The sequence below is a fragment of the Amycolatopsis sp. NPDC089917 genome, assembly GCF_040684635.1.
Lineage (GTDB): Bacteria > Actinomycetota > Actinomycetes > Mycobacteriales > Pseudonocardiaceae > Amycolatopsis.
On the sequence record NZ_JBFBGL010000001.1, the window covers coordinates 25,812 to 49,808 of the forward strand.

26 protein-coding genes and 1 pseudogene are annotated in these 23,997 nt (G+C 68.7%); 19 read left to right on the plus strand and 8 right to left on the minus strand.

Going from position 1 to position 23,997, the window contains the following annotated elements; translation table 11 throughout:
* On the minus strand, positions 1-894 hold the full coding sequence (locus AB0N89_RS00130) for a RecB family exonuclease (RefSeq protein ID WP_364198463.1): 894 nt from the start codon (positions 892-894) through the stop codon (positions 1-3).
* Positions 895-1,022: 128 nt separating this feature from the next.
* Here AB0N89_RS00130 and AB0N89_RS00135 point away from each other — a divergent pair, with 128 nt between their 5' ends.
* Complete coding sequence (locus tag AB0N89_RS00135; protein ID WP_364198465.1) at positions 1,023-2,174, plus strand: site-2 protease family protein; 1,152 nt, start codon at positions 1,023-1,025, stop codon at positions 2,172-2,174.
* Between the two features lie 58 nt (positions 2,175-2,232).
* Positions 2,233-3,057 (plus strand): tRNA (adenine-N1)-methyltransferase, encoded by an 825-nt coding sequence (locus tag AB0N89_RS00140; protein WP_007035384.1) that lies wholly within the window; start codon positions 2,233-2,235, stop codon positions 3,055-3,057.
* A 185-nt stretch (positions 3,058-3,242) separates the two neighbouring features.
* On the opposite strand, the gene AB0N89_RS00145 is transcribed toward AB0N89_RS00140, so the two are convergent.
* On the minus strand, positions 3,243-3,692 hold the full coding sequence (locus tag AB0N89_RS00145; protein ID WP_364198468.1) for a hypothetical protein: 450 nt from the start codon (positions 3,690-3,692) through the stop codon (positions 3,243-3,245).
* A gap of 10 nt (positions 3,693-3,702) precedes the next feature.
* The gene (locus AB0N89_RS00150; RefSeq protein ID WP_364198471.1) at positions 3,703-4,551 is read right to left on the minus strand and encodes a hypothetical protein; all 849 of its coding nucleotides are present in this window, start codon (positions 4,549-4,551) and stop codon (positions 3,703-3,705) included.
* A 363-nt stretch (positions 4,552-4,914) separates the two neighbouring features.
* On the opposite strand from AB0N89_RS00150, the gene arc reads away from it, so the two are divergent.
* Positions 4,915-6,717 carry a proteasome ATPase gene (arc, locus tag AB0N89_RS00155; protein WP_364198474.1) on the plus strand — a complete coding sequence of 601 codons (1,803 nt, stop codon included), beginning with the start codon at positions 4,915-4,917 and terminating at the stop codon, positions 6,715-6,717.
* Between the two features lie 52 nt (positions 6,718-6,769).
* On the opposite strand, the gene AB0N89_RS00160 is transcribed toward arc, so the two are convergent.
* A complete protein-coding gene (locus tag AB0N89_RS00160; protein ID WP_364198477.1) occupies positions 6,770-7,693 on the minus strand; it encodes a DMT family transporter in 924 nt (307 codons plus the stop codon).
* Positions 7,694-7,836: 143 nt separating this feature from the next.
* On the opposite strand from AB0N89_RS00160, the gene AB0N89_RS00165 reads away from it, so the two are divergent.
* Genes AB0N89_RS00165 through AB0N89_RS00175 form a run of 3 tightly spaced genes read left to right on the plus strand, consistent with a single transcriptional unit; the run spans position 7,837 to position 9,786 of the window.
* Positions 7,837-8,181 (plus strand): hypothetical protein, encoded by a 345-nt coding sequence (locus AB0N89_RS00165; RefSeq protein WP_364198480.1) that lies wholly within the window; start codon positions 7,837-7,839, stop codon positions 8,179-8,181.
* Positions 8,178-9,125, plus strand: a complete 948-nt coding sequence (locus AB0N89_RS00170; RefSeq protein ID WP_364198482.1) for an aldo/keto reductase — start codon at positions 8,178-8,180, stop codon at positions 9,123-9,125. The genes AB0N89_RS00165 and AB0N89_RS00170 overlap by 4 nt, the downstream gene beginning before the upstream one ends.
* Positions 9,126-9,180: 55 nt before the next feature.
* Complete coding sequence (locus AB0N89_RS00175) at positions 9,181-9,786, plus strand: hypothetical protein (RefSeq protein WP_364198484.1); 606 nt, start codon at positions 9,181-9,183, stop codon at positions 9,784-9,786.
* On the opposite strand, the gene AB0N89_RS00180 is transcribed toward AB0N89_RS00175, so the two are convergent.
* The gene (locus AB0N89_RS00180; protein WP_364198487.1) at positions 9,783-10,301 is read right to left on the minus strand and encodes an NUDIX domain-containing protein; all 519 of its coding nucleotides are present in this window, start codon (positions 10,299-10,301) and stop codon (positions 9,783-9,785) included. The two genes, AB0N89_RS00175 and AB0N89_RS00180, sit on opposite strands and share 4 nt — an antisense overlap.
* 43 nt (positions 10,302-10,344) lie before the next feature.
* Between AB0N89_RS00180 and dop the strand changes: the two genes are divergently transcribed.
* The 5 genes from dop to AB0N89_RS00205 all read left to right on the plus strand — a co-directional run bounded on the left by dop (position 10,345) and on the right by AB0N89_RS00205 (position 15,024).
* On the plus strand, positions 10,345-11,847 hold the full coding sequence (gene dop / locus AB0N89_RS00185) for a depupylase/deamidase Dop (RefSeq protein WP_093934025.1): 1,503 nt from the start codon (positions 10,345-10,347) through the stop codon (positions 11,845-11,847).
* A 97-nt stretch (positions 11,848-11,944) separates the two neighbouring features.
* Complete coding sequence (locus tag AB0N89_RS00190) at positions 11,945-12,139, plus strand: ubiquitin-like protein Pup (RefSeq protein WP_005150863.1); 195 nt, start codon at positions 11,945-11,947, stop codon at positions 12,137-12,139.
* Positions 12,140-12,211: 72 nt separating this feature from the next.
* Entirely contained in the window at positions 12,212-13,048 is an 837-nt protein-coding gene (gene prcB / locus AB0N89_RS00195; RefSeq protein WP_364198491.1) for a proteasome subunit beta, read from the plus strand.
* 52 nt (positions 13,049-13,100) lie between these two features.
* Positions 13,101-13,865 (plus strand): proteasome subunit alpha, encoded by a 765-nt coding sequence (prcA, locus tag AB0N89_RS00200; protein ID WP_364198494.1) that lies wholly within the window; start codon positions 13,101-13,103, stop codon positions 13,863-13,865.
* Between the two features lie 184 nt (positions 13,866-14,049).
* The gene (locus AB0N89_RS00205; RefSeq protein WP_364198496.1) at positions 14,050-15,024 is read left to right on the plus strand and encodes a helix-turn-helix domain-containing protein; all 975 of its coding nucleotides are present in this window, start codon (positions 14,050-14,052) and stop codon (positions 15,022-15,024) included.
* Here AB0N89_RS00205 and AB0N89_RS00210 read toward each other — a convergent pair.
* Positions 15,021-16,496 carry a phosphatase PAP2 family protein gene (locus AB0N89_RS00210; RefSeq protein ID WP_364198499.1) on the minus strand — a complete coding sequence of 492 codons (1,476 nt, stop codon included), beginning with the start codon at positions 16,494-16,496 and terminating at the stop codon, positions 15,021-15,023. The two genes, AB0N89_RS00205 and AB0N89_RS00210, sit on opposite strands and share 4 nt — an antisense overlap.
* A 147-nt stretch (positions 16,497-16,643) precedes the next feature.
* Here AB0N89_RS00210 and pafA point away from each other — a divergent pair, with 147 nt between their 5' ends.
* The 8 genes and pseudogenes from pafA to AB0N89_RS00250 form a co-directional block, all read left to right on the plus strand.
* Positions 16,644-18,002: a Pup--protein ligase gene (gene pafA, locus AB0N89_RS00215; RefSeq protein ID WP_007035399.1), complete on the plus strand. Its 1,359-nt coding sequence runs from the start codon at positions 16,644-16,646 to the stop codon at positions 18,000-18,002.
* A gap of 89 nt (positions 18,003-18,091) precedes the next feature.
* Entirely contained in the window at positions 18,092-18,814 is a 723-nt protein-coding gene (locus AB0N89_RS00220) for a YbaB/EbfC family nucleoid-associated protein (protein WP_364198502.1), read from the plus strand.
* Positions 18,814-19,137 (plus strand): hypothetical protein, encoded by a 324-nt coding sequence (locus AB0N89_RS00225; RefSeq protein WP_364198505.1) that lies wholly within the window; start codon positions 18,814-18,816, stop codon positions 19,135-19,137. The genes AB0N89_RS00220 and AB0N89_RS00225 overlap by 1 nt, the downstream gene beginning before the upstream one ends.
* A gap of 25 nt (positions 19,138-19,162) precedes the next feature.
* Entirely contained in the window at positions 19,163-19,921 is a 759-nt protein-coding gene (locus tag AB0N89_RS00230) for a hypothetical protein (RefSeq protein ID WP_364198508.1), read from the plus strand.
* Positions 19,918-20,478: a hypothetical protein gene (locus AB0N89_RS00235; RefSeq protein ID WP_364198511.1), complete on the plus strand. Its 561-nt coding sequence runs from the start codon at positions 19,918-19,920 to the stop codon at positions 20,476-20,478. Before AB0N89_RS00230 ends, AB0N89_RS00235 begins: the two co-directional genes overlap by 4 nt.
* Before the next feature lie 76 nt (positions 20,479-20,554).
* On the plus strand, positions 20,555-21,598 hold the full coding sequence (locus AB0N89_RS00240) for an oxidoreductase (RefSeq protein WP_364198513.1): 1,044 nt from the start codon (positions 20,555-20,557) through the stop codon (positions 21,596-21,598).
* Positions 21,599-21,610: 12 nt separating this feature from the next.
* On the plus strand, positions 21,611-21,952 hold the full coding sequence (locus AB0N89_RS00245) for a metalloregulator ArsR/SmtB family transcription factor (protein WP_364198515.1): 342 nt from the start codon (positions 21,611-21,613) through the stop codon (positions 21,950-21,952).
* Between the two features lie 79 nt (positions 21,953-22,031).
* Positions 22,032-22,829 (plus strand): annotated as a pseudogene (locus AB0N89_RS00250) (TIGR03620 family F420-dependent LLM class oxidoreductase); the annotation flags it as partial.
* On the opposite strand, the gene AB0N89_RS00255 reads toward AB0N89_RS00250, so the two are convergent.
* Together AB0N89_RS00255 and AB0N89_RS00260 are read right to left on the minus strand one after the other, a co-directional pair.
* Positions 22,826-23,524: an SDR family NAD(P)-dependent oxidoreductase gene (locus tag AB0N89_RS00255; protein WP_364198517.1), complete on the minus strand. Its 699-nt coding sequence runs from the start codon at positions 23,522-23,524 to the stop codon at positions 22,826-22,828. The pseudogene AB0N89_RS00250 and the gene AB0N89_RS00255 sit on opposite strands and share 4 nt — an antisense overlap.
* On the minus strand, positions 23,521-23,973 hold the full coding sequence (locus tag AB0N89_RS00260; RefSeq protein ID WP_364198519.1) for an SRPBCC family protein: 453 nt from the start codon (positions 23,971-23,973) through the stop codon (positions 23,521-23,523). The genes AB0N89_RS00255 and AB0N89_RS00260 overlap by 4 nt, the downstream gene beginning before the upstream one ends.
* Positions 23,974-23,997 lie beyond the last annotated feature (24 nt).

The window sequence follows — 23,997 nt, forward strand, 5'->3', positions numbered from 1 at the left end:
CTAGTCCGCGCGGTCCAATACGGACTCCTCGCCGGGATCCGGTTCCGGCCAGCCGGGGTACGGCGGGGGAGTGCCGCCGTACTGCGGGCAGAGCGCCTGGTGGTCGCACCACGCGCAGAGTTTGCTCGGATTGGGCCGGAAATCGCCGGTCTTGCCCGCTTTGAGGATCGCCTGCCAGATCGCCTCCAGCGTGCGCTCGAAGCGGATCAGCTCGCCCTCGTCGGGCGTGTACGCGAGGGACTGGCCGTCGGTGAGGTACATCAGTTTCAGCTGACGTGGCACGACACCGCGAAGCCGCCAGAGGACCACGGCGTAGAACTTCATCTGGAACATCGCCTTGGCCTCGCCGATCTCGCGGGGCGCGGCGCCGGTCTTGTAGTCGACGACCCGGATCTCGCCGGTCGGCGCCACGTCCAGCCTGTCGACGTAGCCCCGCAGCAGCACTCCGGAGCCCAGCTCGATCTCGACGTGCAGCTCACACGCCTCGGGCTCCAGACGGCGCGGATCTTCCAGGCCGAAGTACGTGTCGACGAGCTGCTCGGCCGACGAGAGCCATGAGGTGACGGCCTCAGGGTCGTCCTGATCGAACAGCTCGATCCACTCCGGACGTTCCGCGGACAGGTCTTCCCACGCCGGCGCGAGCAGCTCCTTGGCCTGCGGCGGGGTGCGTTCGGCCTGCGGGAGGGAGAACAGGCGCTCCAGCACCGAATGCACCAGCGTGCCGCGGAGCTGGGCCTTCGTCGGGATCTCGGGAAGTCTGTCCACCGCGCGGAAGCGGTAGAGCAGCGGGCACTGCTTGAAGTCGCTGGCACGCGACGGGGACAGGGCCGGCCGACGGCGCGGGACTTCGGCGCCGGGCGGCGGATCGGCGGTGACCGTGTCGGTGTCGGGCATGGGAGAAGGGTATCGCCGGGCACCGACAGTTTCGGGACCGCAACGCACCGGAGCGGCATGACGGACACCACCCGGACGGGAAGGGCGGGTTACCAGCACCCCACACCTGGACATCTACGCTCTGACACATGGCGGTGACGGGTGAGCAGGGCCCGCCTCGACGAGGCGTGGCACCGGAGGGTGGTCTCCTGCTGTTCCGTGTCTCCGGGATTCCCGTGCTGCTCGCCCCTTCGTGGTGGATCGGTTCCCTGATCATCGTGGTGCTCTACACGCCACTGGTCGGACGGCTCCTGCCCGGCGCGACGACGCTGACCTCGTGGCTGCTGGCGGCCGCGTTCGCGGTCCTTCTCGGACTTTCGGTGCTCGCGCACGAACTCGGGCACTGCCTGGTGGCCTTGCGGCTCGGCATCCCCGTCCGGCGCCTGCGCCTGTTTCTGCTCGGCGGTCTTTCGGAGGTCGCGAGGACTCCCCGCCAGCCGCGTCAGGAAGGTCTCGTCGCCGCCGCCGGGCCGGTGGTTTCGTTGCTGCTCGGCGGTTTCTGCGGGCTGCTCATGTTCGCCGTCCCGGGCGAGAGCGCGGCGTGGCTGCTCATCGCCGAATGCGCCGTCGCGAACTTCGCCGTCGGGATCTTCAACCTCCTGCCCGGGCTCCCGCTCGACGGCGGACGGCTCGTGCGGGCCGGGGTCTGGGCGGCCACGGGCCGCCGGGAGAAGGGCACCCGGGCCGCGGTCGCCGGGGGCGGCGTCGTCGCGGCGGGACTGGTCGTCTGGGCACTGTGGGGCCTGGCGGCCGGCAGCGAGGACCGGTGGCTCCGGCTCGGTGTCTGCGTCGTGACGGCGTGGTTCGTGATCCTCGGCGCGCGAAGCGAACTCGCCGCCGAAACACGCCGAGGCTGGCCCGAGGGCGTGCGGCTGAGCGAGCTCGTCCGGCCCGTTCTCCAGCTTCCCGCGGAGAGCCCCGTCTCGGACGCGCTTGCCGCTTCCGCGGGCCGCGGAGTGGTCCTGGTGCGCGCCGACGGAGTCGCGGCCGGACTGCTCGACGAGACGGCGGCCGCGCACCTGGCGGGGACTTCGCCGCACGCGCCCGCGGAGATGGCCGCGGAACCGATCCGCGCCGAAACCGTGCTGCTCTCCTCGGAGTCGGGGGAGGAGATCGCCGAGCGCGTCCGCGAAACCGCCGCCTGGCAGTTCCTCGTCGTGGACGACGAAGGCAGGCCGGCGGGGGTGCTCCGGCGTGAGGACCTGCGCGCCGCGATGACCCGGAGCCGACCCCCGGCGTAGCGCGGTACGGCCACCTGCGAGGATCGGTCGTCGATCAGTACGCGGGTATGGAGGTTCAGTGTCGGTCCGAGGGCCGTTTCGTGTTGGTGACCGGGTTCAGCTGACCGACTCCAAGGGGCGGCACTACACCATGGTCCTCGCCGAGGGACAGCAGTATCACACCCATCGCGGCGCTTTGGCGCACGACGACGTGATCGGGGCACAGGAGGGTTCGGTCGTCACCTCGGCCGGCGGCAGCCACTATCTGGCGCTGCGCCCGCTGCTGCCGGACTACGTGTTGTCGATGCCGCGTGGCGCGCAGGTGATCTACCCGAAGGACGCCGCGCAGATCGTCATGTGGGGCGACATCTTCCCGGGCGCGCGGGTGCTGGAGGCGGGCGCCGGTTCGGGCGCGCTGACCTGTTCGCTGCTGCGGGCGGTCGGTTCGGAAGGGACCGTGCAGTCCTACGAGATCCGGGATGACCACGCGGAGCACGCCGAACGGAACGTCGAGAAGTTCTTCGGCCACAAACCGGACAACTGGTCGCTGACCGTCGCGGACCTGTCGACGCACACCGGAGAGGTCGACCGCGTCGTCCTCGACATGCTGGCGCCTTGGGACCAGCTCGAGACGGTCGCCGCGCATCTGGTGCCCGGAGGCGTCCTCACGGTCTATGTGGCGACGGTCACACAGCTTTCGCGGATCACGGAAGCCTTGCGGGACCAGCAGTGCTGGACCGAGCCGGAGTCGTGGGAGACGCTCATGCGGCCCTGGCACGTCGTGAGCCTCGCGGTGCGGCCGGATCACCGGATGGTCGCGCACACCGCCTTCCTGCTGACGGCGCGCCGTCTGGCGGACGGGACCGTGTCGCCGCGGGTCCACCGCCGCTCCGGCAAGGGCTGACCCGGCCGAAAGTGGCTTTCACAACGGCCGCCCCCAGACCGGGCTGTGCCGACGGGTCGTGAGTGGCGAATCGTGTTCTAACCCCACTTGCCACTCACGACCACCTGTGGGCCTTCACGGAGCACAACGCAAGTTGCAAGCGGACAGACGCCCCTTCGGCGAGTTTCGTCAGCGCTCGGCCGACATCACGGCACGCACCACTTGCCGTCGCGCTTCTTCAAGGGAAAAGGCGTGTCCTTCCGGCCGCCCGCGCCCTCGACGTGCACCGTCACGGTGGCCGAGTCGCCGCCGACCGTCGGCGGGTCCGGGACGGTCGCGGACACCTTGCCCGCGGCCTCCCACTTCCGTTTGAGCGCGGCCAGATCGGCCGAAGACTGCTGGACGCAGGTGAGCTTGCCGAACGCCGTCGCGTCGTGATTGACGATGGCGGCGGCGATCGCCTTGCCGACCACCTCGACCGCCGCCACGTCCGGATCCACCGGGACCGGACGGGACGAACTCGGCCAGGACGTGGGCGCCACCGAATCCGGCGCGGCCGGTTCGGAGCCGGACGGGGCCACCAGGAGCAGCCCTACCACGACACCGACCACGACCGCGCCGCATCCGGCGAGAACGGCGATCAGCCTGCTGGACACCGGTTCCGGGTCAGCTCTTGCCGCCGGTGAAGCACCAGAGGTCGGACTCCTTCTTGAAGTTCAAGTTGCCCGAGTCGGTCTTGCTGCCCTGAGTGACCTTCGCGGGCTGCTTGGCGGAGTCCCCGGTGACCTGCATGTCGCCGGTCGCCTCCATCTTGATGTCCTTCGCGATGGGGACTTCGTCCTTCGTGTTCACGCTGCGGCAGGCCGACTGCGCGACGGTCTTCCCGTCACCCGAGTTGTAGGCCGCGATGACCGCCTGCGCCACCTCCTGCGGCGTCGCCTTGCCCAGCGGAGCCGGCCCCGTGCCCTTGGGGGACGACGAGGTGCTCGGCGAGCTGGACTTGCTCCGGGTCGAGGAAGTGGACGGCTTCGAGGACGAAGCGGAACCCGTCGGAGCGGCGCTGCTGGAACTGGCGGGCGGAGCCGCGGTCGGGTTGTCGTCACCCGAGTTCAGCGCGATGACGAGGGCGGTGACACCGCCACCGACCAGCACGACCGCGCCGATCGCGATCCCGACGATCAGACCGGTCTTCTTTTTCTTGGGCGGCTCGCCCCCGTAGCCGCCTTCCTGCGGGTAGGCGTTGTAGCCGCCCTGCTGCTGCCCGTACGGATCCGCCTGGCCGAACTGCTGCGTGGCACCGGGGTATCCCTGCTGGGGCTGGGGGCCGCTCTGCGGGTACCCGCCCTGCTGCTGGCCGTACGGGTCCTGTCCGTACTGACCGGGCTGCTGCTGGCCGTACTGGCCGCCACCGGGGTATCCCTGCTGCGGCTGGGGGCCGCTCTGCGGGTACCCGCCCTGCTGCTGGCCGTACGGATCCTGTCCGTAGCCGCCGGGCTGTTGCGGCGGGTAAGTCATGGCTGTTGCCCCCTAGCTGTTCTGCGAAAATGCTCAACACGACCTGCCGGTCCGCCTCCCCGGCGAACGTCGGCCCGATGCTAGCCACCGAGCCGGATCGCCGCTCGATTAGGGCCGAACTGATACCGGAAACCCGTTTGCACCCGGACGGAGCCGGGTAGCCCGCCGCAGGTCAGGCCAGGTGGACGGAATGTGACCAGGAGAGTGCCGGACCCGGCACCGGGATGGCCCCTTGCGCGGCACGGAGGTACGTGCTGTCAGGTCGTCCGGAACGCGACGCGCCGATCTTGTGATGCGGAAAGGCCTTTTATTGTCGGTGATCGCCGGTACCGTGGAATGAAAAGCACTCCGAGGAGGTGCCCGATGCATCATGACCTTCCCGGAGGTCGGCGCGAGGAGGCCGACCCTTCAGAAACGACCGGAGCTGGAACCACGTCCGACGAGCAGGCACGTCAAATTCGCTTCCTCGAGGAGGAAGTAGCCCTGTTGCGCCGGAAGCTCACCGATTCGCCACGTCAGAACCGAGTGCTGGAGCAGCGACTCGCCGAGGCGTCGGAACGAGTGAGCCAACTCACGGAACGCAACACGAAACTGGTCGAAACGCTCCGCGAGGCGCGTGGCCAGTTGCTCGCGTTGCGAGAGGAGGTCGACAGGCTGGCCCAGCCTCCGAGCGGTTACGGCGTGTTCGTCACCGCGTACGAGGACAACACGGTGGACGTGTTCACCGCGGGCCGCAAGATGCGGGTTTCGGTCTCACCCGCGGTGGAGGTCTCGTCGCTGCAGCGCGGACAGGCGTTGCGGCTCAACGAGGCGCTCACCGTCGTCGAAGGCGGTGACTTCGAGCGGATCGGCGAGGTCTGCGCGCTGCGCGAGGTGCTGGCACCGGACGTCGAGGGCGGCAGCCCCCGTGCGCTGGTGGTCGGGCACGCGGACGAGGAGCGGGTCGTCCTGCTCTCCGATCCGCTGGCCGAGCAGCCCCTCAAGCCGGGCGATTCCCTGCTGGTGGACTCGAAGGCCGGTTACGCCTACGAGCGCGTGCCGAAGGCGGAGGTCGAGGATCTCGTGCTCGAGGAGGTGCCCGACGTCCGCTACGAGGACATCGGTGGCCTCGGCAGGCAGATCGAGCAGATCCGCGACGCCGTCGAGCTTCCGTTCCTGCACGCGGATCTCTACCAGGAGTACCAGTTGCGCCCGCCCAAGGGCGTGCTGCTCTACGGGCCTCCTGGCTGCGGTAAGACCCTCATCGCGAAGGCGGTGGCCAACTCGCTCGCCAAGAAGGTCGCGGAAGCACGCGGCGACGCGGCGGACGGGAAGTCCTACTTCCTGAACATCAAGGGTCCGGAGCTGCTGAACAAGTTCGTCGGGGAGACCGAGCGGCACATCCGCCTGATCTTCCAGCGGGCTCGGGAAAAGGCCTCCGAAGGCACTCCGGTGATCGTGTTCTTCGACGAGATGGACTCGATCTTCCGCACTCGCGGTTCGGGCGTGTCCTCCGACGTGGAGACCACGATCGTCCCGCAGCTGCTTTCGGAGATCGACGGTGTCGAGGGCCTGGAGAACGTCATCGTCATCGGCGCCTCCAACCGCGAGGACATGATCGACCCGGCGATCCTGCGGCCGGGCCGGCTCGACGTCAAGATCAAGATCGAGCGTCCGGACGCCGAAGGCGCGAAGGACATCTTCTCCAAGTACCTGTCCGACGGTCTGCCGATCCATTCGGACGACCTCGCCGAGTTCGGCGGCGATGTGCGGGCGACGTTCGACGCGATGATCCAGCACACGGTCGAGCGGATGTACGAGGAGACGGACGAGAACCGGTTCCTCGAGGTCACCTACGCCAACGGTGACAAGGAAGTCCTGTACTTCCGCGACTTCAACTCGGGCGCGATGATCCAGAACATCGTGGACCGGGCGAAGAAGTCGGCGATCAAGTCGGTGCTGGAGACCAAGCAGCCCGGCCTCCGCGTGCAGCATCTGCTGGACGCGATCGTCGACGAGTTCGCGGAGAACGAGGACCTGCCCAACACCACCAACCCGGACGACTGGGCCCGGATCTCCGGCAAGAAGGGCGAGCGGATCGTCTACATCCGTACGCTCGTCACCGGCAAGAACCAGGATTCGGGGCGGGCGATAGACACCGCCACGAACACCGGTCAGTACCTGTAAAGCGGTCCGAAGGGGCCCTTCACCGCGGCAAATGCGGTGAAGGGCCCCTTCGTCACATGGTTGCTTCGGCGGCCGCGGGTTCCGCGACCTTCTTGCGCGGGCTCAGCCGCCCGTGCGCGGCCAGGATCCCGAGAACGACGAGCAACGCGCCGACGGGCTGGTTCCACGCCAGCGGCTCGTCGAGCACCAGGACGCCGAGCAGCACGCCGACCACGGGTGTGAGGTAGGTCACCGCCGACGCGTTCGACGCGCCCCACGCCGCGATGATCGACGCGTTCCAGGCGTACGCGAGCCCGGTGCCCAAGGCCCCGAGCGCGATCATGCTGAGGACGATCGGCGTGTCGAGGTTCACCGGCGTCGTCGCGATGAACGGCGCGAGCAGCAGCATCACGACGGCGCCGCAGCAGACCTGCCCGAGCGCGATGGTCGGCGCGTCGAGGTTCCGCCAGGAGATGAACCGCCGCACGTAGACGAACGAGATCCCGTAGCAGGTCGTCGCGCCGAGGCAGGCCAGCTGCGCGGTCAGCTCGTGCGAGACGTCGATCCCTTGCCAGACCCCGACGATGGTGAGCACGCCGAGGAACCCGAGGGCCAGACCGGTCGTGCGGGCCTTCGTGAACCGCTCGGACGGCAGCGCTGCCGCGGCGACGAGCATGGTGATCAGCGGGGTCGTCGCGTTGAAGATGCTGGCGAGCCCGGACGAGATGTACTGCTCGGCCCAGGAGAAGAGCAGGAACGGGATGACGCACAGCAGCACGGAAACGACCGCGAGATGGCCCCAGACGGCCGGATCACGGGGGAGTGGCTTGCGGCGCCAGGCGGCGATGGCGATCAGCGCCACGGCGCCGAGGCAGACCCGCGAAAGCGCCACCTGGGCGGGCGACAAACCGGTGAGCCCGACTTTGATGAACAGAAAACTCGCACCCCATACGATCGCGAGCGCCGCGAATCGGATCGCGATACCGAAACGTCCCAATTGTCCTTCTCCTGAGTTCTCAACTTCGAGCTCAGTGAATCGGGAATCCACTTTGCGCTCCAGCGGTTTTCGGACGATGTGTCCGAAAACTCGCGCGTGGCGTTGCCGCGCGCCGAGCGTATAACGACCTATACTCACGGGCTGTGAGCGAATCCCCCGGGCGCCCGCGTGCGCCGATCACCGAAGCCGATGTCCTGGCGTGGCTGGAAACGACGGCCGCCGCCGTCCAGGCGGGCGAGATGAGCGCCCCTGAGCTCATCGAGCTGCTGGGCGAGTTGCGGCGCGCCTCCGCGGCCTGCGCCGACGCGTCCGACTGGGCGTTGCTCGCCGCCAGGGAGGAGGGCGCCAGCCTCCGTCAGATCGCGCCGGTGTTCGGCAAGGGTTACGTTCGGGCCCCGGCGGCCCGCCTCGAAAAGCTCCACCGGCAGGCGCAGAACTCGAGCCAATGGCTCGCGATCCTCCGCCACAAGAACGAAGGAGCCCGGTGACAGACTCGGAGACCGGCGACCGGATCGCCGTCGGACTGGCGGCGCTCGGCAGGCCCGCGTACATCAACCTCGGCCGGGCCGACGCGCTCCCGCCCGGACGCGAGTTCGAGGCGATGCGCGCGGCGACGTACGACGTGCTGGACGACGCCTACCGCGCGGGCGTCCGGTGGATCGACGTCGCCCGTTCGTATGGTTCCTCGGAGGAGTTCCTCTCCGGCTGGCTCGCCGATCGCGCCCACCGCGACGTGACGGTGTCCAGTAAATGGGGCTACCGCTACGTGGGGGAGTGGAAGCTCGACGCGGACGTGCACGAGATCAAGGAGCACACCGCGGCGCGGTTCGCCGAGCAGTGGGCGGAAACCGTTGGCCTGCTGGGGAAAGCCGTCTCGCTGTACCAGGTCCACTCGCTCACTGTGGACAGTCCGTTGTTCACCGACGAGCGGCTGATCGAGGCGCTGGCCGGACTCGCCGCCGATGGTGTCCCGGTCGGTTTCTCCACGTCCGGCCCCGCGCAGGCCGACGCGATCCGCCGCGCGTTCGAGCTGGAGGTGGCCGGGACACCCGTCTTCAGTGCCGTGCAGTCGACGTGGAATCTGCTCGAACCCTCCGTCGGCCCCGCGCTCGCGGAGGCCCGCGCCGCCGGGAAACAGGTGCTGGTCAAGGAAACCGTCGCGAACGGGCGGCTGGTGGTCGAGCCGCCGCCGGTGCTCGCGCGGATCGCGCGGGAGCACGGGGCGGGCCCGGACGCGGTGGCGATCGCGGCCGTCCTGGCACAGGACTGGCGGCCGGTCGCGGTCATCGGCCCGTCGAGCACGGCCCAGCTCGCGGAGAATCTCGTTGCCGCGAAGGCGAAGCTGACCGCCGACGAGCTCTCCGAACTGGGCGCGCTCGCCGAAGAACCAGTCGCCTACTGGCGGCACAGGTCCTGCCTCGGCTGGCACTGAGGGACTGGACTAGTCTCGCGGCAAACGTCAGGCGGGACACCGGGGAGGCTCGAGGGTGCGTCATCGGCAGGTGCTCGCGGTGGCGACGGTCGCGCTGTTCGGTCTGTCGGGATGCGCCGACCGGCCCAACGACCTCGACACCTACTACGACGACCCGACGCCGACGCCCACGGTCGAACCCGCGCAGCCTTCGGTCAAGCCGCAGGCCGCCCCGGTCCCGCCGTCGTCGACCCGGGCTCCGGTCCCCGCGGCGGTTTCCGCCGCTCTGCTGACCGACGAGGACGTCGCCGAGGAAGAGGTCGCCCCGGGCGAGAGCAAGGTGTCCGGCTGTCTGACCGGTCTGACCCGCGGCACGAGCCGGTCCACGGCGTGGTCGTACCCGAGCGGTTCGACGCTGGAACATCAGGTCACGGAGTACACCGACCGCGAGGCGGCGGACGTCGTCGCCCAGGCGGAGTGCGACGGCAAGAAGCTCACGCTGACGAAGCAGACCGGCATCGAAGCCCAGCGCGCCTGGTGTGAAGGCGCGACGTGCACGGTGTTGCTCGCCAAGGGGAAACTCGTCTCCGCCCTCAGCGTGACCGCCGGGACCGAGGCGCGTGCGACGGACGCGGCGAAGCGGCTGCTGCCGACGGTCGCGCAGCGCCTCCGTTCGGCCTAGCGGGCGTCTTCCCGCCGGAACCACTCCAGCGCGCCGAGGCGTCCGTCCGGGATGAACCGGCTCTCCGGATCGTCGAGCCACGAACGCAACTCGGTCAGCGTCAGCCAGCGTCCTTCGACCACTTCGGACGGTTGATGGACGAAGGGTCCGTCCCAGCGCGTTTCGAAGGCGAAGTTGTGGCAGCGGATCGTGTCGTCGTCGGTGATGTGGACGAAGAGCGGCCGCAGTTCCACCCCGTGAACACCGAGTTCTTCACCCAGCTCGCGGCGGGCGCACTCCTCCGGTGACTCGCCTGCCGCGACGATGCCGCCGGCCCAGCAGTCCCAAGTGGAGGGATAGACATCCTTGGTGGCAGTACGGAGATGCACGTAGACGCGCTCTCCATCACCCGAACGGACCAATACCACGCCGGCCGCGTGCCAGAGGCCCTCGGCGCGGACCCGGGAACGGGTGGCCGCTCCCGCGGCGGTTCCGGCGAGGTCATAGAGCGCAACGAGTTCGTCACTGCCTGACATGGGGGGCATCGTCGCACGCCTCCGACCCCGTAGGGTGGTGGGTATGCGGCGGATCATGGGAACCGAAGTCGAGTACGGCATCGCGGTGCCGGGCGACGCGACGGCGAACCCGGTACTCACCTCGACACAGGTCGTGCTCGCCTACGCGGCCGCGGCGGACATCCCGCGGGCGAGGCGGGCACGGTGGGACTACGAGGTGGAGTCGCCCCTGCGCGACGCCCGCGGGTTCGACCTGACCGGCCCGAGCGGCCCGGGACACGACCCGGACGTCGAGGACCTCGGCGCGGCGAACGTGATCCTGACCAACGGGGCGCGGCTGTACGTCGACCACGCTCACCCGGAGTACTCGGCGCCCGAGGTGACGAACGCGCGCGACGCGGTCATCTGGGACAAGGCGGGGGAGCGGGTCATGGAGGAGGCGGCGCGCAAGGCCGCCACCGTCCCCGGCCAGCCGCCGTTGCAGCTGTACAAGAACAACGTCGACGGCAAGGGCGCGAGCTACGGCACGCACGAGAACTACCTGATGCAGCGTTCGACCCCGTTCACCGCGGTGATCGCGGGACTGACGCCGTTCTTCGCGTCCCGCCAGGTGGTCACCGGGTCGGGTCGCGTCGGTGTCGGGCAGCAGAGCGAGGAAGCGGGCTTCCAGCTCTCGCAGCGTTCCGACTACATCGAGGTCGAGGTCGGCCTGGAGACGACGCTCAAACGCGGCATCATCAACACGCGCGACGAGCCGCACGCCGACGCGGACAAGTACCGGCGGCTGCACGTCATCATCGGGGACGCCAACCTCGCCGAGTACTCGACGTACCTCAAGGTCGGGACGACGGCGCTGGTGCTGGACCTGATCGAGGCCGGCATCCGGTTCGACGACCTGAAACTCGACGAGCCGGTGCGGGCGGTGCACCAGATCAGCCACGACCCCACGCTGAAGGCGAAGGTGTCGCTGGCCAACGGGCGGAAGTACACCGGGCTGGACCTCCAGTTCGCCTATCACGAGATCGCGTCGGCGAACCTGGAGCGCACCGGCGCGGACGAGGCCTCCAAGGAGGTCCTGCGGGTCTGGGGCGAGATCCTGGACGCGCTGGCGCGGGACCCCCAGGAATGCGCGGACAGGCTGGACTGGCCGGCGAAGCTGCGGTTGCTCGAGGGCTACCGCGCGCGCGACCAGCTGGCCTGGGGCGCGCCGCGGCTGCGGCTGGTCGACCTGCAGTACTCGGATGTCCGGCTGGACAAGGGTCTGTACAACAGGCTCGTCACCAGGGGTTCGATGAAGCGCCTGGTGTCCGAGGAGGAGGTGCTGGAGGCGGTCACGACCCCGCCTTCCGACACCAGGGCCTATTTCCGGGGCCGCACGCTGGAGAAGTACGCCAACTCCATCGCCGCGGCGTCCTGGGATTCGGTCATCTTCGACGTCGGCAGGGAATCGCTGGTGCGGATCCCGACGTTGGAGCCGTTGCGGGGCACGAAGGCCCACGTGGGGAAGTTGCTGGACGACTCCGCGACCGCCGAGGAGCTGGTGGAGGCGCTCACCGGTTCGGACTAGCGGTATTTCCTTTCATCGGGGTTAAGCGATCACGGATCCCACGGAATGTCGGGACCGCTGGGTAGGCTAGGAAACATCGGCCACACCGGGAGGCGAGATGGCTCAGGAAAAGATCGAAAAGCACGGCGGAGGCGACTCGGACGAAGAGTTCGAGGGCGGCGGTCCGGCGGGCCAGGAGCGGCGCGAGAAGCTCGGTGAGGACGTCGACACGATCCTCGACGAGATCGACGACGTACTCGAAGAGAACGCCGAAGACTTCGTGCGCGCGTACGTGCAAAAGGGCGGCGAGTAACCGTCTTCCGGCGGCCTTCGCGGCCGCCTGTGCGGAGCCGGCGGATCACACAGATTGGAACTTTGAGCACGTATGGAACACACCTCGGGTAAGTCGGCGCTGCCCGCCGCGTACTTCTCGTCGGCGACCTCGTCGTTCTCGGACTTCCTTCGGGCGCAGGCGCCCGAGCTGCTCCCGGAGCGGCGTGTCGCGGCCGGGTCGGGCGGGCTGGACGCGCCGCACGGAACGACGATCGTCGCGGTCAAGTTCGCGGGCGGGGTGCTGATCGCCGGTGACCGGCGGGCGACGTCGGGCAACCTGATCGCTTCGCGGGACATGGAGAAGGTTCACGTCACCGACGAGTACTCGGCGGTGGGCATCGCGGGCTCGGCCGGGCTGGCGATCGAGATGGTGCGGCTGTACGCGGTCGAACTGGCGCACTACGAGAAGATCGAGGGTGTTTCGCTCTCGCTCGACGGCAAGACGAACAAACTCGCGGGGCTGGTGAAGTCCAACCTGGAGATGGCGATGGCGGGGCTGGCCGTGCTGCCGCTGTTCGTCGGGTACGACCTCGACGCGGAGGACGCGAAGCACGCGGGCCGGATCGTCTCGTACGACGCGACGGGCGGCCGCTACGAGGAGAGCGCCGGTTACCACGCGATCGGATCTGGTTCGCTGTTCGCGAAGGGTTCGCTGAAGAAGCTGCACGACCCGGACGCGGACGCCGAAGCCGCGATCCGGACGGCGGTGGAGGCGTTGTACGACGCGGCGGACGACGACACCGCGACCGGCGGACCGGATCTGGTGCGCCGGATCTTCCCGACGATCGTGACGGTCACCGCGGAGCAGGGTGCGGTGGCGTTGCCGCTGGAGCAGACGACCGCGGTGGCCGAAGCGGTCGTGGCCGCCCGAGCCGAGCGCGGGCGTTAGTCCGTCCTCCCTGTCCCTTTCCGATGAGAGCCAGAAAGAGCGGAGCACCACAGTGACGATGCCGTTGTACGCCTCTCCCGAGCAGTTGATGCGGGAGCGTTCCGAGATCGCGCGCAAGGGCATCGCGCGGGGCCGGAGCGTGGTCGTGCTCAAGTACCGCGGTGGCGTGCTGTTCGTGGCCGAGAACCCTTCGGCGACGTTGCACAAGGTGTCTGAGATCTACGACCGGATCGGTTTCGCGGCAGTCGGCCGCTACAGCGAGTTCGAAAACCTCCGGGTCGCCGGGATCCGGCACGCGGATCTGAAGGGCTACCAGTACGACCGGCGGGACGTCAGCGCGCGTGCGCTGGCGAACGCGTACGCCGCGACGCTGGGCAGCATCTTCACCGAGCAGTTGAAGCCGTTCGAGGTCGAGGTCTGCGTCGCCGAGGTCGGCGCGACCGCCGCCGAGGACCAGCTGTACCGGCTGACCTACGACGGCTCGATCTTCGACGAGCCGAAGTTCGTCGTGATGGGCGGTCAGGCCGACACGCTCACCACGAAGCTGAAGGAGAGCTTCGAGCCGGACATGGAGCTGGCCGCCGCGCTCGGCGTCGCGGTGAAGGCGTTGCGCGACAACACCCCCGCGCCGGCCAACGGCGACTCGGACCCGGTGAAGCTCGAAGTCGCCGTCCTGGAGCGGGACCGGCGTGGCCGCAAGTTCCGCCGGGTCGCCGGTGCGGCGCTCGACGCGCTGCTGCCCGCCGAGCCGGAGGAGCCGAAGAAGGACGACGCCGACGGCGACGACAAGCCCGAAGGCGAGTCCAAGAAGGACTGAGTCACTCCCGACCACGCGAAGGCCCCCTTCCTCGCTTCCAGCGCAAGGAAGGGGGCCTTCGTGCGGTCGGCCTCCGTACACAGTGGACTTCGGCCGACCAGGTCAAGAGGGCGGTCCGGTGATGTAACGGAATGTCCTGGCCCGCGATCACACGGCGACGACTTCGATCAAGGCGAGGACCTCCGTGCGCATCGAGCTGACGTTGCAGGACCTGACCCGCGTCCGACTCGCGCCGGAAGCCGATCCCTTGGCCGAGCTGGTTTCGAGCTTGCAGGTCCTCCAGCGACACGACGCCGGCACCGCGTTGTTCACCCGGTGGCGGCACCGGGTCCGGCTCGGGCTGGTGGAGTCGGCCTCGGTGCTGTTGTGGCTGTGCCGGCCGTACGCGGCGATCCCGGCGTTTCTCGTTCCCGCCACCGAAGAACGAGGCTTGGAAGCAGGTCTCGCGGAGGTCGCCCGGACCGACCCGGTGTGCCTGAAAACGGCGTTGCGCGACGCCCCGGTCGACCACGATCTGCCCGCCTGGGCGGCGGGCCTGCCCGCTGGGGACACCGCGGGACTGCCGAAGCTCGTCCAAGCTATGCGGGACTATTTCGAACTGTCGCTGGCGCCGGTCTGGGAACCGGCGCGGGACCAGGTCGACGCGGACCGGGCGCTACGCGCGCGGTTGTTGCTGAACGACGGTGTAGACGGGGTGATGGCGAGCCTGCGTCCTTTGGTGCGCTGGGCGTCACCGGTGCTGGAGACCGACGACGGGGTCCCCGGTTCCTGGGGTGCGGACGGCACGGGGTTGATGCTTTCGCCGACGTACTTCGCGGTGTGCCCGGTGGTCGTCCCAGCGGAGGGCGAGGGACCGATCCGGCTGCTGTATCCGGCGGTGCGGCAGGCCCCGCCGTCGATCGGGCACGGCCGTGACGCGCGAAGATCCCCGGACGCCGCCCTGGCCGACCTGCTCGGGCCGACCCGGGCGGCGACGCTCGCGGTGCTCGCGGTCGGGTGCAGCACGTCGGAGCTCGCCGCCAGACTGGGCGTGACACCGTCCGCGGCCAGCAAGCACACCACCGTGCTGCGGCGCGCGGGGCTGATCACCACCGAACGCGACCGCAACGCCGTGCTGCACTCGCTGACACCACTGGGCAGCGCCCTGCTGGGAACCTAGAGCCGGTAGATGGTGAGCGCGCTGGGCCGGGACCGGAACAGGAAGTCGTTGCCGAGCGGTCCGACCTCGCCGTCGGTGGCGACGCGCCGGTTGCCGTTGAGCAGCCGGACGTGCAGTTCCGGGACGTCGAGTTCCTGGTAGACGTGGCTGGCGTTGAGGCTGTTCGTGATCGTCGCGAGGATGAACCGCGCCCGCGAGTAGGGCAGGTCGGCCCGCAGGTAGCGGACGTCGAGGAGCCCGGTGTCGAGGGCAGGCCGGTGCGAGGGCGCGAATCCCTTGGGCGAGTAGGTGCCGTTGCCGACGAACAGCAGCCAGATGCTGGTGTGCTTGCCGTTGAGGGTCACTTCCAGCGGTTTGGCGCGCCGGAGGGTGCGGGCGAGCGCGATCGCCGCCGACGGCCATTTGGGGTGCCGCTTCTGCAGCTTTTCCCTTATCCGCACCATTTCCGGGTAGCCGCCGAGGCTGGCGGTGTTCACGAAGTAGCGGTGGTCGTCGTCGTTGATCTCGACCTCGCCGAGGTCGACGCCGACGGCGTTGCCTGCCTCGGTGGCGGCGTCCGCGTCGGGCATCGAGCGCATGCCGACGTCGCGGGCGAAGTGGTTGAGGGTGCCCGCCGGGATGAGCGCTAGCGGAAGGTCGTGGTCGGCCGCGACGGCGGCCACCGCGGCGACCGTCCCGTCGCCGCCCGCCACCCCGAGCGCGCGCACGGTGTTGTCCCGGGCGGCGATCTCGTCGCAGAGCTGTTCGCGCAGGTCCCGCTTCGCGTCCGGGTACAGGATGGTGGCCTTGGGCCAGGCGAAGCGGGCTTCCTCGGTCGGGTCCTGGCCGTCGATCCCCGAATGCGGGTTGACCAGGACGAGCATGTCCTCGCCGTCGCGCATCTCGGGTGCGTCGGCGGTGTGCGCGGTACGACCGGGGGCGTCGGGGTTCAGCGGCCACCAGTGCCGCGTCAGCAGGCCCGCGCCGACGCCGATGCCGATCCCGACGCCGACGTCACTGGGCCAGTGGACGCCGGTGTGGACGCGGGAGTAGGCGACCGCGGCGGCCAGCGGCACGAGGGCCGCGCCCGTTTTGGGCGACTCCATCGCGACCGCCGTGACGAAGGCGGCCGCAGACGCCGAGTGCCCGGACGGGAACGACGACGAGGTCGGCCGCCGGACGAGGCGCCGGTGCAGCGGAACCTCCTCGGCCGCGGGACGGCGGCGGGGGAACAGCGGTTTGCCGATCAGGTTCGCCGCGGCGCTCGCCCCGGCGATGGCGGCCACGCCGCGGAGCGCGCCTCGGCGTGCCGGGCCCTTCTTCGCCGCGAGCGCGATCGCGACACACCACCAGAGCTTGGATTTGTCGGCACTTTTGGAGAGTGACGTGATCACGTCGTCGGCCCTGGTCCTCGGCAGCGCCGCGCTCCGTGCCATCAGCCGTCTGTCGGTCCGCCCGACCTTGCGGAAAGGGCGCTTGAGCTGCTTTAACACGGGTTCCCCACTTCCGGGCCGGGACGTCATGTGCGTGATACCCGATCGGGACGTCCCGCACACCTTTCACCGAATGAAACGTACCGACCGCGTGTCGCCGCCCGAACGGCGCACCGTCAGTGGGGCCTCACCGCCTACTCTGGTGAGATGCAGCGGCGGATCTTTGGCATCGAGACCGAGTTCGGGGTGACTTGCACCTTTCACGGGCAACGCAGGCTCTCCCCGGACGAAGTGGCGCGTTACCTGTTTCGGCGTGTCGTGTCCTGGGGGCGTTCCTCGAACGTCTTCCTGTCGAACGGCTCGCGGCTCTACCTCGACGTGGGCTCCCACCCGGAGTACGCGACGGCGGAATGCGACGACCTCGTCCAGCTCGTCACGCATGACAAGGCCGGGGAACGGATCCTCGAGGACCTCCTGGTCGACGCCGAGCGGCGGCTGGCCGACGAGGGCATCGGCGGTGACATCTTCCTCTTCAAGAACAACACCGACTCGGCGGGCAACTCCTACGGCTGCCACGAGAACTACCTCGTGACCCGTGCCGGGGAGTTCTCGCGGATCGCCGACGTGCTGCTGCCGTTCCTGGTGACCAGGCAGCTGATCTGCGGCGCGGGCAAGGTGCTGCAGACGCCGCGGGGCGCGGTGTACTGCCTGTCCCAGCGGGCGGAACACATCTGGGAAGGCGTCTCCAGCGCCACCACGCGCTCGCGGCCGATCATCAACACCCGCGACGAGCCGCACGCCGACGCGGAGCGCTATCGGCGCCTGCACGTGATCGTCGGCGACTCGAACATGGCCGAGCCGACCACGATGCTCAAGGTCGGTTCGGCGAACCTGGTGCTGGAGATGATCGAGGCGGGCGTCCAGTTCCGCGACTTCACCCTGGACAACCCGATAAGGGCCATCCGCGAGATCAGCCACGACCTCACCGGCCGTCGCCAGGTGCGGCTCGCCGGCGGTCGCGAGGCGTCCGCGCTGGACATCCAGCGCGAGTACCACGCCCGCGCCGTCCAGCACGTCAAGGAGACCGGTTCGTCGCCGCAGTCCGAGCGCGTCGTCGAGCTCTGGGGCCGGGCGCTGGAGGCCGTCGAGCAGCAGGACTTCAGCAAGATCGACACCGAGATCGACTGGGCGATCAAGCACCGGCTGGTCGAGCGCTACCGCAACAAGCACGACCTCGACCTGTCGAGCCCGCGGATCGCCCAACTCGACCTCGCCTACCACGACATCCGGCGTGGCCGCGGCATCTTCGACCTGCTGCAGCGCAAGGGCCTCGTGCGCCGGGTGACCGACGACGGCGAGATCGAACTGGCCAAGGACACCCCGCCGCAGACCACGCGGGCGAAACTGCGCGGTGACTTCATCGCCGCCGCGCAGGCCGCCGGACGCGACTTCACCGTGGACTGGGTGCACCTCAAGCTGAACGACCAGGCGCAGCGGACCGTGCTGTGCAAGGACCCGTTCCGCTCGGTGGACGAACGGGTCGAGAGGCTCATCTCCTCGCTCTGACCGACACCCGGCTCAGAACCGCCTGACACGCGATCGTCACTCCATGTACCGTGTGGATCGCTGTGGGTTCTGAGCCGGGGAGGGCGAGGATGGACGACGAGCGGTGGGCTTTCGAGGAAGAACTCGAGCGGGACGACGATCCGCCGACGTCGTCGGCGACTGACCAGGTTCCCGAAGAGGACCGGATCAGCGGGCGGGACCCGGACGGTGTCGTCACGGTGGTCGTGTCACCGGAGGCCGACGTTCTCGCAGTGCTCCTCTCACCGGAGTGGAAACAGTCTGTCGACCCGCGCGGGTTGCACAGCGCGGTGACAGCGGCCGCGAACGCCGCCACCATCGCCGCTTTGGGCAGGCAAATGGACGACGTCGCCCGCAACCCGCCGCCGATGCCGACCTTCGGCGCGACCTCCGCGTCCAACGCCGACGAGTCGCCTCTCGGCACTCAGGACATGTTGCGCCTCGTTGAGGCCGCGACCGCCGAACTGGCGCAGTTCACCGAGCGGGCCGTCGCGGTCGTCGACCGCCGCGTCACCGCCGAGAGTCGCGGCGGCCATGTCCACGGAACGGTGACCAACGGACAGGTCGTAGCCGTGGAGATCGATCCGTCATGGGTAGCGCGGGTGCGCACTGGCGAGATCGAGAGCGAAATCCTCGACGTGCTCCGTCAGCTCCGCAAAGCCGGTGTGCCTCCGGGGCTTGCCGACGGTCCGCAAGGTCCCGCGATCGCCGAGATCATGGGACTGCTCTTCGACCCGCACCGGATGGCGCGCCGGGTCGGGCTCGAACCGTCGATTAGCAGGGAGCAGGCGTAATGGCGGACAATTACGATATTTCGCTGGCGTTGGACGCACTGCGTTCGGACGCGGGCCTTTGGGACGCCGCCGCTGACGCCCTCGCCCCTCCGCGCGCGGCGATCGAGCCGCTGAGCCTGACCCCGCGAGAGGTCATGTCGTATGCGGCGGCGAAGGGGCTCGACAAACAGTACAACCAGGCCCGCGCGCTCATTCAAGACATGATCGACCAGGCCGGAAACAACTTCCGCGCACTGTCCACTTCGTTGCGCGCGGCCGCCGAACGGTACGCGCACGACGAGGACCAGCGTGCCGGCGACATCGATCGAGCCGGCCGCGGCTGACGGCTTACCTTGAGGGGGATCCACCATGACTGCCGCTGGAGCGAATCCGGTCATCGATCAGTCGCTGGAAAAGCTTCGTGAGATCGAAGACAAGATTCGTGAGCTGTTCGACAAAGTGAACGACGTGATGAGCTGGGTGCCGGACATCCTCTCGGATCTGATCGAACCCGTCCGCCGAGGCATGAACGCGCTGAACGGAAAAATGACCGAGTTCTGGGACGCGATCAACCGGTTCATGAATGACAAGGGTGACCCGGCCAAGCTGAGGCAGGTTGCCGCCGAATGGTCGGACCGGATCGGAGACAGTATTGGAGATATCGCCGGTTCGGTATCTCTGGACAAGCTCAAGACGAACATCGAATGGAGCGGAAAGGCGGCAGAGACGTACAAAGTCACTGTGCCCGCTCAAGTCGCAGGGCTGAACTCCCTCAAGGACCTGGGATTGCAGATCAGGAACTCCCTGGTCAACCTCGCCAACGGCCTGGAAAGCTTCTGGACTCAGATATATGGCACCTTCGCGGCCTTGGCCATCGCCGCCGTCGTTGCCGCCCTCAGTGCGATCAGTGTTGTCGGCATTCCGGCCGCGGTCGCGATTCTGGTCGGTATGATCGGCGCTGGTATCGCGTCGATTTTTACCACTATCAGCGCTGTGGATTCGCTCACCAACAGCATCGGAGTGGAGCAGACAGCGATTCAGGACAAGGTGAACTCCCTCGGAGCCACGTGGCCCAGGGTTAACACGGAAACGATGTCGCACTCGACTGACTGGAAGCGGCAACCGTGACCTACCCGACCGCGTGGCCGGAGGAGCCCTACCGTCGCATCCCGCCAGGAATGATCAGAACCATCCGCGAAGTCGCCACCAGCCTAGGGATCGGAACGGGCGCGATCGGCCTGGCCATGGTGATCGTCATCCAGATTTCGGGCCGAGTTCTTCCGACCTCGACCGATGGTGCGAACGTCCTCACCATGGGGATGGCCACTTTCGCGGCCGGTGCGGTGCTGTTGTCGGGAACCGCCATGCTGATCTCACGGACGCTCGTGAGAACCGGCCAGATAGACACCAAAGGCACCATCATCCTTCGAGGAGTCGAGGCGGGGTTGTGCGTGGGTGCGATTTTCTCGATGACGACGTTCTTGGTCTTCTACGTACCCGGTTTGCTTTCGTCCGGCCGGTACGACCCGCAAGATCGCATCGAAGTGACGCCCGGCATCGTGATGTACACGCTCCTGCCGGTGCTCGCCATGATCCTGACGGTCGTCAACCTCGTCGTCTCCCACCGCTTGTTCTTTCCGACCACGGAGAAGGTGCGGAAGCATCTCGCGCGGGAGTCCGGCTGACTCGGGTCTCGCCAGGCCGCCGTCGGCCAGGCTAGGGTTGCCTGCGCGATTCTTCGATCGAGGGAGAGGTGCGTCGATGAGCCGTGGGTTGCTGGTCGTGCTGGGAGCGATCGTCCCGTTGGCGTTCACCGGCGTCGCGCACGCCGCGCCGGAATGTCCCGAGCCCGCGTGGACGGACACCCCGACGGGTACGGACGCGCAGTTGCGCGGGCTCTCCGCGGTGGATTCCCGCACGGCTTGGGTCAGCGGCAGCAAGGGTACGATCCTGCGCACCACCGACCGCGGTCGCACTTGGAAGCCGGTCGCCCCGGCCGGCACCGAGGCTCTCGACTTCCGTGACATCGAGGCGTTCGACGCCGATCACGCGGTCGCCCTGTCCATCGGGCCCGGCGACGCGTCCCGGATCTACCGCACCGACGACGGTGGCAAGAGCTGGCGGCTGTCCTTCCAGAACAGCGACCCGGCCGCGTTCTACGACTGTGTCGCGTTCTTCGACCATCGGCGCGGTCTCGCGATGAGCGATCCGGTGGACGGCAAGTTCCGGTTGCGGTCCACTTCGGACGGAGGCCGTACCTGGACGGCCGTGCCCGCCGAGGGGATGGTTCCCGCGCTCGACGGAGAGTTCGGGTTCGCCGCCAGCGGTCAGTGCCTCACCACGGCGGGTCCGCGCGACGCCTGGATCGCGACCGGCGGCGGTTCCCGTGCGCGTGTCCTGCACTCCGGTGACGGCGGGAAGACCTGGGAGGCAGCCGACACCCCGCTGCCCACTGGCGCCTCCGCCGGGGTCTTCTCGGTGACGTTCCGGGACCCGCGGCACGGCGTGGCCATCGGCGGTGACTACGCGGCGCCGAACGCGCCTGGCCCGGCGGTCGCGTTGAGCGCGGACAAGGGCCGTACCTGGCGGACGCCGTCGGAGGCGCCGGTCGGCTACCGGTCCGGTCTGGCGTGGCTGGGGAACACGGTCATCGCCGTCGGCCCTGGCGGGAGCGACCTGAGCCCGGACGGCGGACGGCACTGGAAATCGTTCGACACCGGATCCCTGGATTCCGTCGACTGCGCGCGCGGCGCGTGCTGGGCGAGCGGGGCCAAGGGCAGGGCGGCCCGGCTCTCCGGCGTCTAAGCTCGAAGGACCATGACCGCACACGCTGAACCCGTTCCGGAGACCACCGAGCATCTGGTCGAGGTGCTGAAGGCGCTCGCCAACCCGATCCGGCTCCAGGTGCTCGGCTGGCTGCGCGAACCGGACCGGCATTTCCCGCCGGAGAGGGCGATCGCCGACCAGAACGAGGTCGGGGTCTGCGTCAGTCATCTCCAGGAGAAGCTGGGGCTCGCGCAGTCCACGGTGTCGGCGTACATGGCGTTGCTGCAGCGTGCCGGGCTCGTCCGGTCCACCCGGGTGGGGAAGTGGACGCACTACCGGCGTGACGAACAGCGGATCGCGCAGCTCGTCGACCTGCTGGGACGCTCCATCTGAGCTCGTTCGGGAATAACATATCGAGAATCTGCGATACTTCGATATGTAGGACTCGACCTGAGGAGACACAGATGGAACTGATTCGGCGCGGGAGCTGGAAGAACTCGGCTGGCCCGCGATCTGGATCCCGGAACGGGACGGCCGGGAAGCGCTGACCCACGCCGGATTCCTGCTCGCGTCCACCGAGCGGATCGCCGTGGTCAACGGGATCGCGCGGATCGGCTCCCGTGGTGCGCGGTGGACCCGCGGCGCGGCGGTCCTGCTGGCCGACGCCTATCCGGACCGGCACGTGCTGGGGCTCGGGTTCGGCGGCGCGCAGCCCGGGGTGAAGCCGCTGGAAGCGATGAACGGCTACCTCGACGAACTCGACGCCGTCACGAGTGCGAATCCGCTGCCCGCCGCGCCGATGCGGCGGCTGCTGGCCGCGTACGGGCCGAAGATGCTCGAACTGGCCCGCGACCGGTCCGAGGGCGCGCACACCTATCACGTGACGGTCTCGCACACCGCCCAGGCGAGGGAAGTGCTGGGGGAGAAGGCCTTCCTCGGTGTCGAGCACGCTGTGCTGTTCGAAGCCGACCCAGGCAAGGCGCGCGAGATCGCCCGTGAACACCTGCACGGGTACCTGACGTCGAAGTACAACGTCGCCAAGTTCCTCCGCCTCGGCTACACCGAAGCCGACATCGACGGCGGACGCGGCAGCGACCGGCTCGTCGACGACCTCGTGTTCTGGGGCGATCTCGACACGATCGCCGCGAAACTGCAAGGGCATCTCGACGCCGGCGCCGACCACGTCGGGGTGCAGGTCATCGGCGTCGAGCCCGGTGAATCGGCCATGCCGCACTGGCGGCGGCTGGCCGGGGCGCTGCTGTCCCGCTAACGGACCTGGCCGGTCGGCCGGACCACGATCTCGTTGACGTCGACCGAGGGCGGCTGCTCCAGTGCGTAGAGCACCGCCCTCGCGATGTCGTCGGGGTCCAGTTTCGGCTTGGACTTCGAATCCTCGGGGATCATCGAGGTGTCGACCAGGCCCGGCTGCACGACGGTGACCCGGACGCCGGTGCCGACGGCTTCTTCGCGGATCGATCCGGCCAGCCCGGTCACCGCCCATTTCGTCGCCGAGTAGAGGTTCCCCGGCCGGTGGTAGCGCCCGGCGACCGAACCGGTGAGCACGAGGTGCCCCTTCGATTCCGCCAGCGACGGCAGGGTCGCCCGCGCAGTGAGGGCGGTGCCGTAGACGTTCGTCAGGACCATGTCCCGCCAGTGCTCCGGGTCCGCGCCGCCCTCGCCGAAGAACGAGACCACGACGCTCTGTCCCGCGTTGGCGAACACCGCGTCCAGGCCGCCGAACGTCTTCTTCACCGTCTCCACGGCGGCGGACAGCGACTCCCAGTCGGTGACGTCCACCGCGAGCGCGAGGGCGCGGTCCTCGCCGAATTCGGCGACGAGGGGGAGGAGCGCCTCGCGGTCGCGGGAAAGCAACGCCAGCCGGAAGCCGGCGGCCGCGGCCCGGCGTGCGGTGGCCTCGCCGAGGCCGCGTGAGGCGCCGGTGATCAGCAGTACTCGATCGTTCATGCCTCCAAAGTAGGCGGCGTGTAGCCGTCCCACTCGGGCACCGGTTCGCCGACCAGGGAGGCGCTGAGCCGGTCGAGGTAGAAGTGCCAGCCCTTGAGGATGTCCGAGGTGTCCCAGTCGGTTTCGGGCATCAGGTGCACGAAGTCGAGCACCGTGCCGTCGCCCCTCGACGTCAGGGTCAGCTCCACTCGCCAGGTCGGTTCCTCTTTGTTCTGCAGATCCATGACCAGGCGTTTCGGCGGATCGCATTCGCGGATGACGGCATGGCTCGGTTCGGAGCCCTCCTCGGCGGTCATCGACAGCGCGATCGTGTTGCCGACTCCGGCTTCCCCCGTCCACGGGCCGATCCAGCGCGCGGTGCGGTCGGATTCGGTGAGTGCCGACCAGACGTCTTCGATGGGGTCCGGGTACTCGCGCCGGAGTTCGAGCCGGGTCGTGTCGTTGTCCATGAGGTGAAGATAACCGCAGGCTTA

Coding starts and splice junctions, on each gene's coding strand:
- AB0N89_RS00130 (WP_364198463.1), bottom strand. CDS start 894: ATGCCCGACACCGACACGGTCACCGCCGATCCGCCGCCCGGCGCCGAA.
- AB0N89_RS00135 (WP_364198465.1), top strand. CDS start 1,023: ATGGCGGTGACGGGTGAGCAGGGCCCGCCTCGACGAGGCGTGGCACCG.
- AB0N89_RS00150 (WP_364198471.1), bottom strand. CDS start 4,551: ATGACTTACCCGCCGCAACAGCCCGGCGGCTACGGACAGGATCCGTAC.
- arc (WP_364198474.1), top strand. CDS start 4,915: ATGCATCATGACCTTCCCGGAGGTCGGCGCGAGGAGGCCGACCCTTCA.
- AB0N89_RS00180 (WP_364198487.1), bottom strand. CDS start 10,301: ATGTCAGGCAGTGACGAACTCGTTGCGCTCTATGACCTCGCCGGAACC.
- dop (WP_093934025.1), top strand. CDS start 10,345: ATGCGGCGGATCATGGGAACCGAAGTCGAGTACGGCATCGCGGTGCCG.
- AB0N89_RS00190 (WP_005150863.1), top strand. CDS start 11,945: ATGGCTCAGGAAAAGATCGAAAAGCACGGCGGAGGCGACTCGGACGAA.
- prcB (WP_364198491.1), top strand. CDS start 12,212: ATGGAACACACCTCGGGTAAGTCGGCGCTGCCCGCCGCGTACTTCTCG.
- pafA (WP_007035399.1), top strand. CDS start 16,644: ATGCAGCGGCGGATCTTTGGCATCGAGACCGAGTTCGGGGTGACTTGC.
- AB0N89_RS00220 (WP_364198502.1), top strand. CDS start 18,092: ATGGACGACGAGCGGTGGGCTTTCGAGGAAGAACTCGAGCGGGACGAC.
- AB0N89_RS00225 (WP_364198505.1), top strand. CDS start 18,814: ATGGCGGACAATTACGATATTTCGCTGGCGTTGGACGCACTGCGTTCG.
- AB0N89_RS00230 (WP_364198508.1), top strand. CDS start 19,163: ATGACTGCCGCTGGAGCGAATCCGGTCATCGATCAGTCGCTGGAAAAG.
- AB0N89_RS00240 (WP_364198513.1), top strand. CDS start 20,555: ATGAGCCGTGGGTTGCTGGTCGTGCTGGGAGCGATCGTCCCGTTGGCG.
- AB0N89_RS00245 (WP_364198515.1), top strand. CDS start 21,611: ATGACCGCACACGCTGAACCCGTTCCGGAGACCACCGAGCATCTGGTC.
- AB0N89_RS00255 (WP_364198517.1), bottom strand. CDS start 23,524: ATGAACGATCGAGTACTGCTGATCACCGGCGCCTCACGCGGCCTCGGC.
- AB0N89_RS00260 (WP_364198519.1), bottom strand. CDS start 23,973: ATGGACAACGACACGACCCGGCTCGAACTCCGGCGCGAGTACCCGGAC.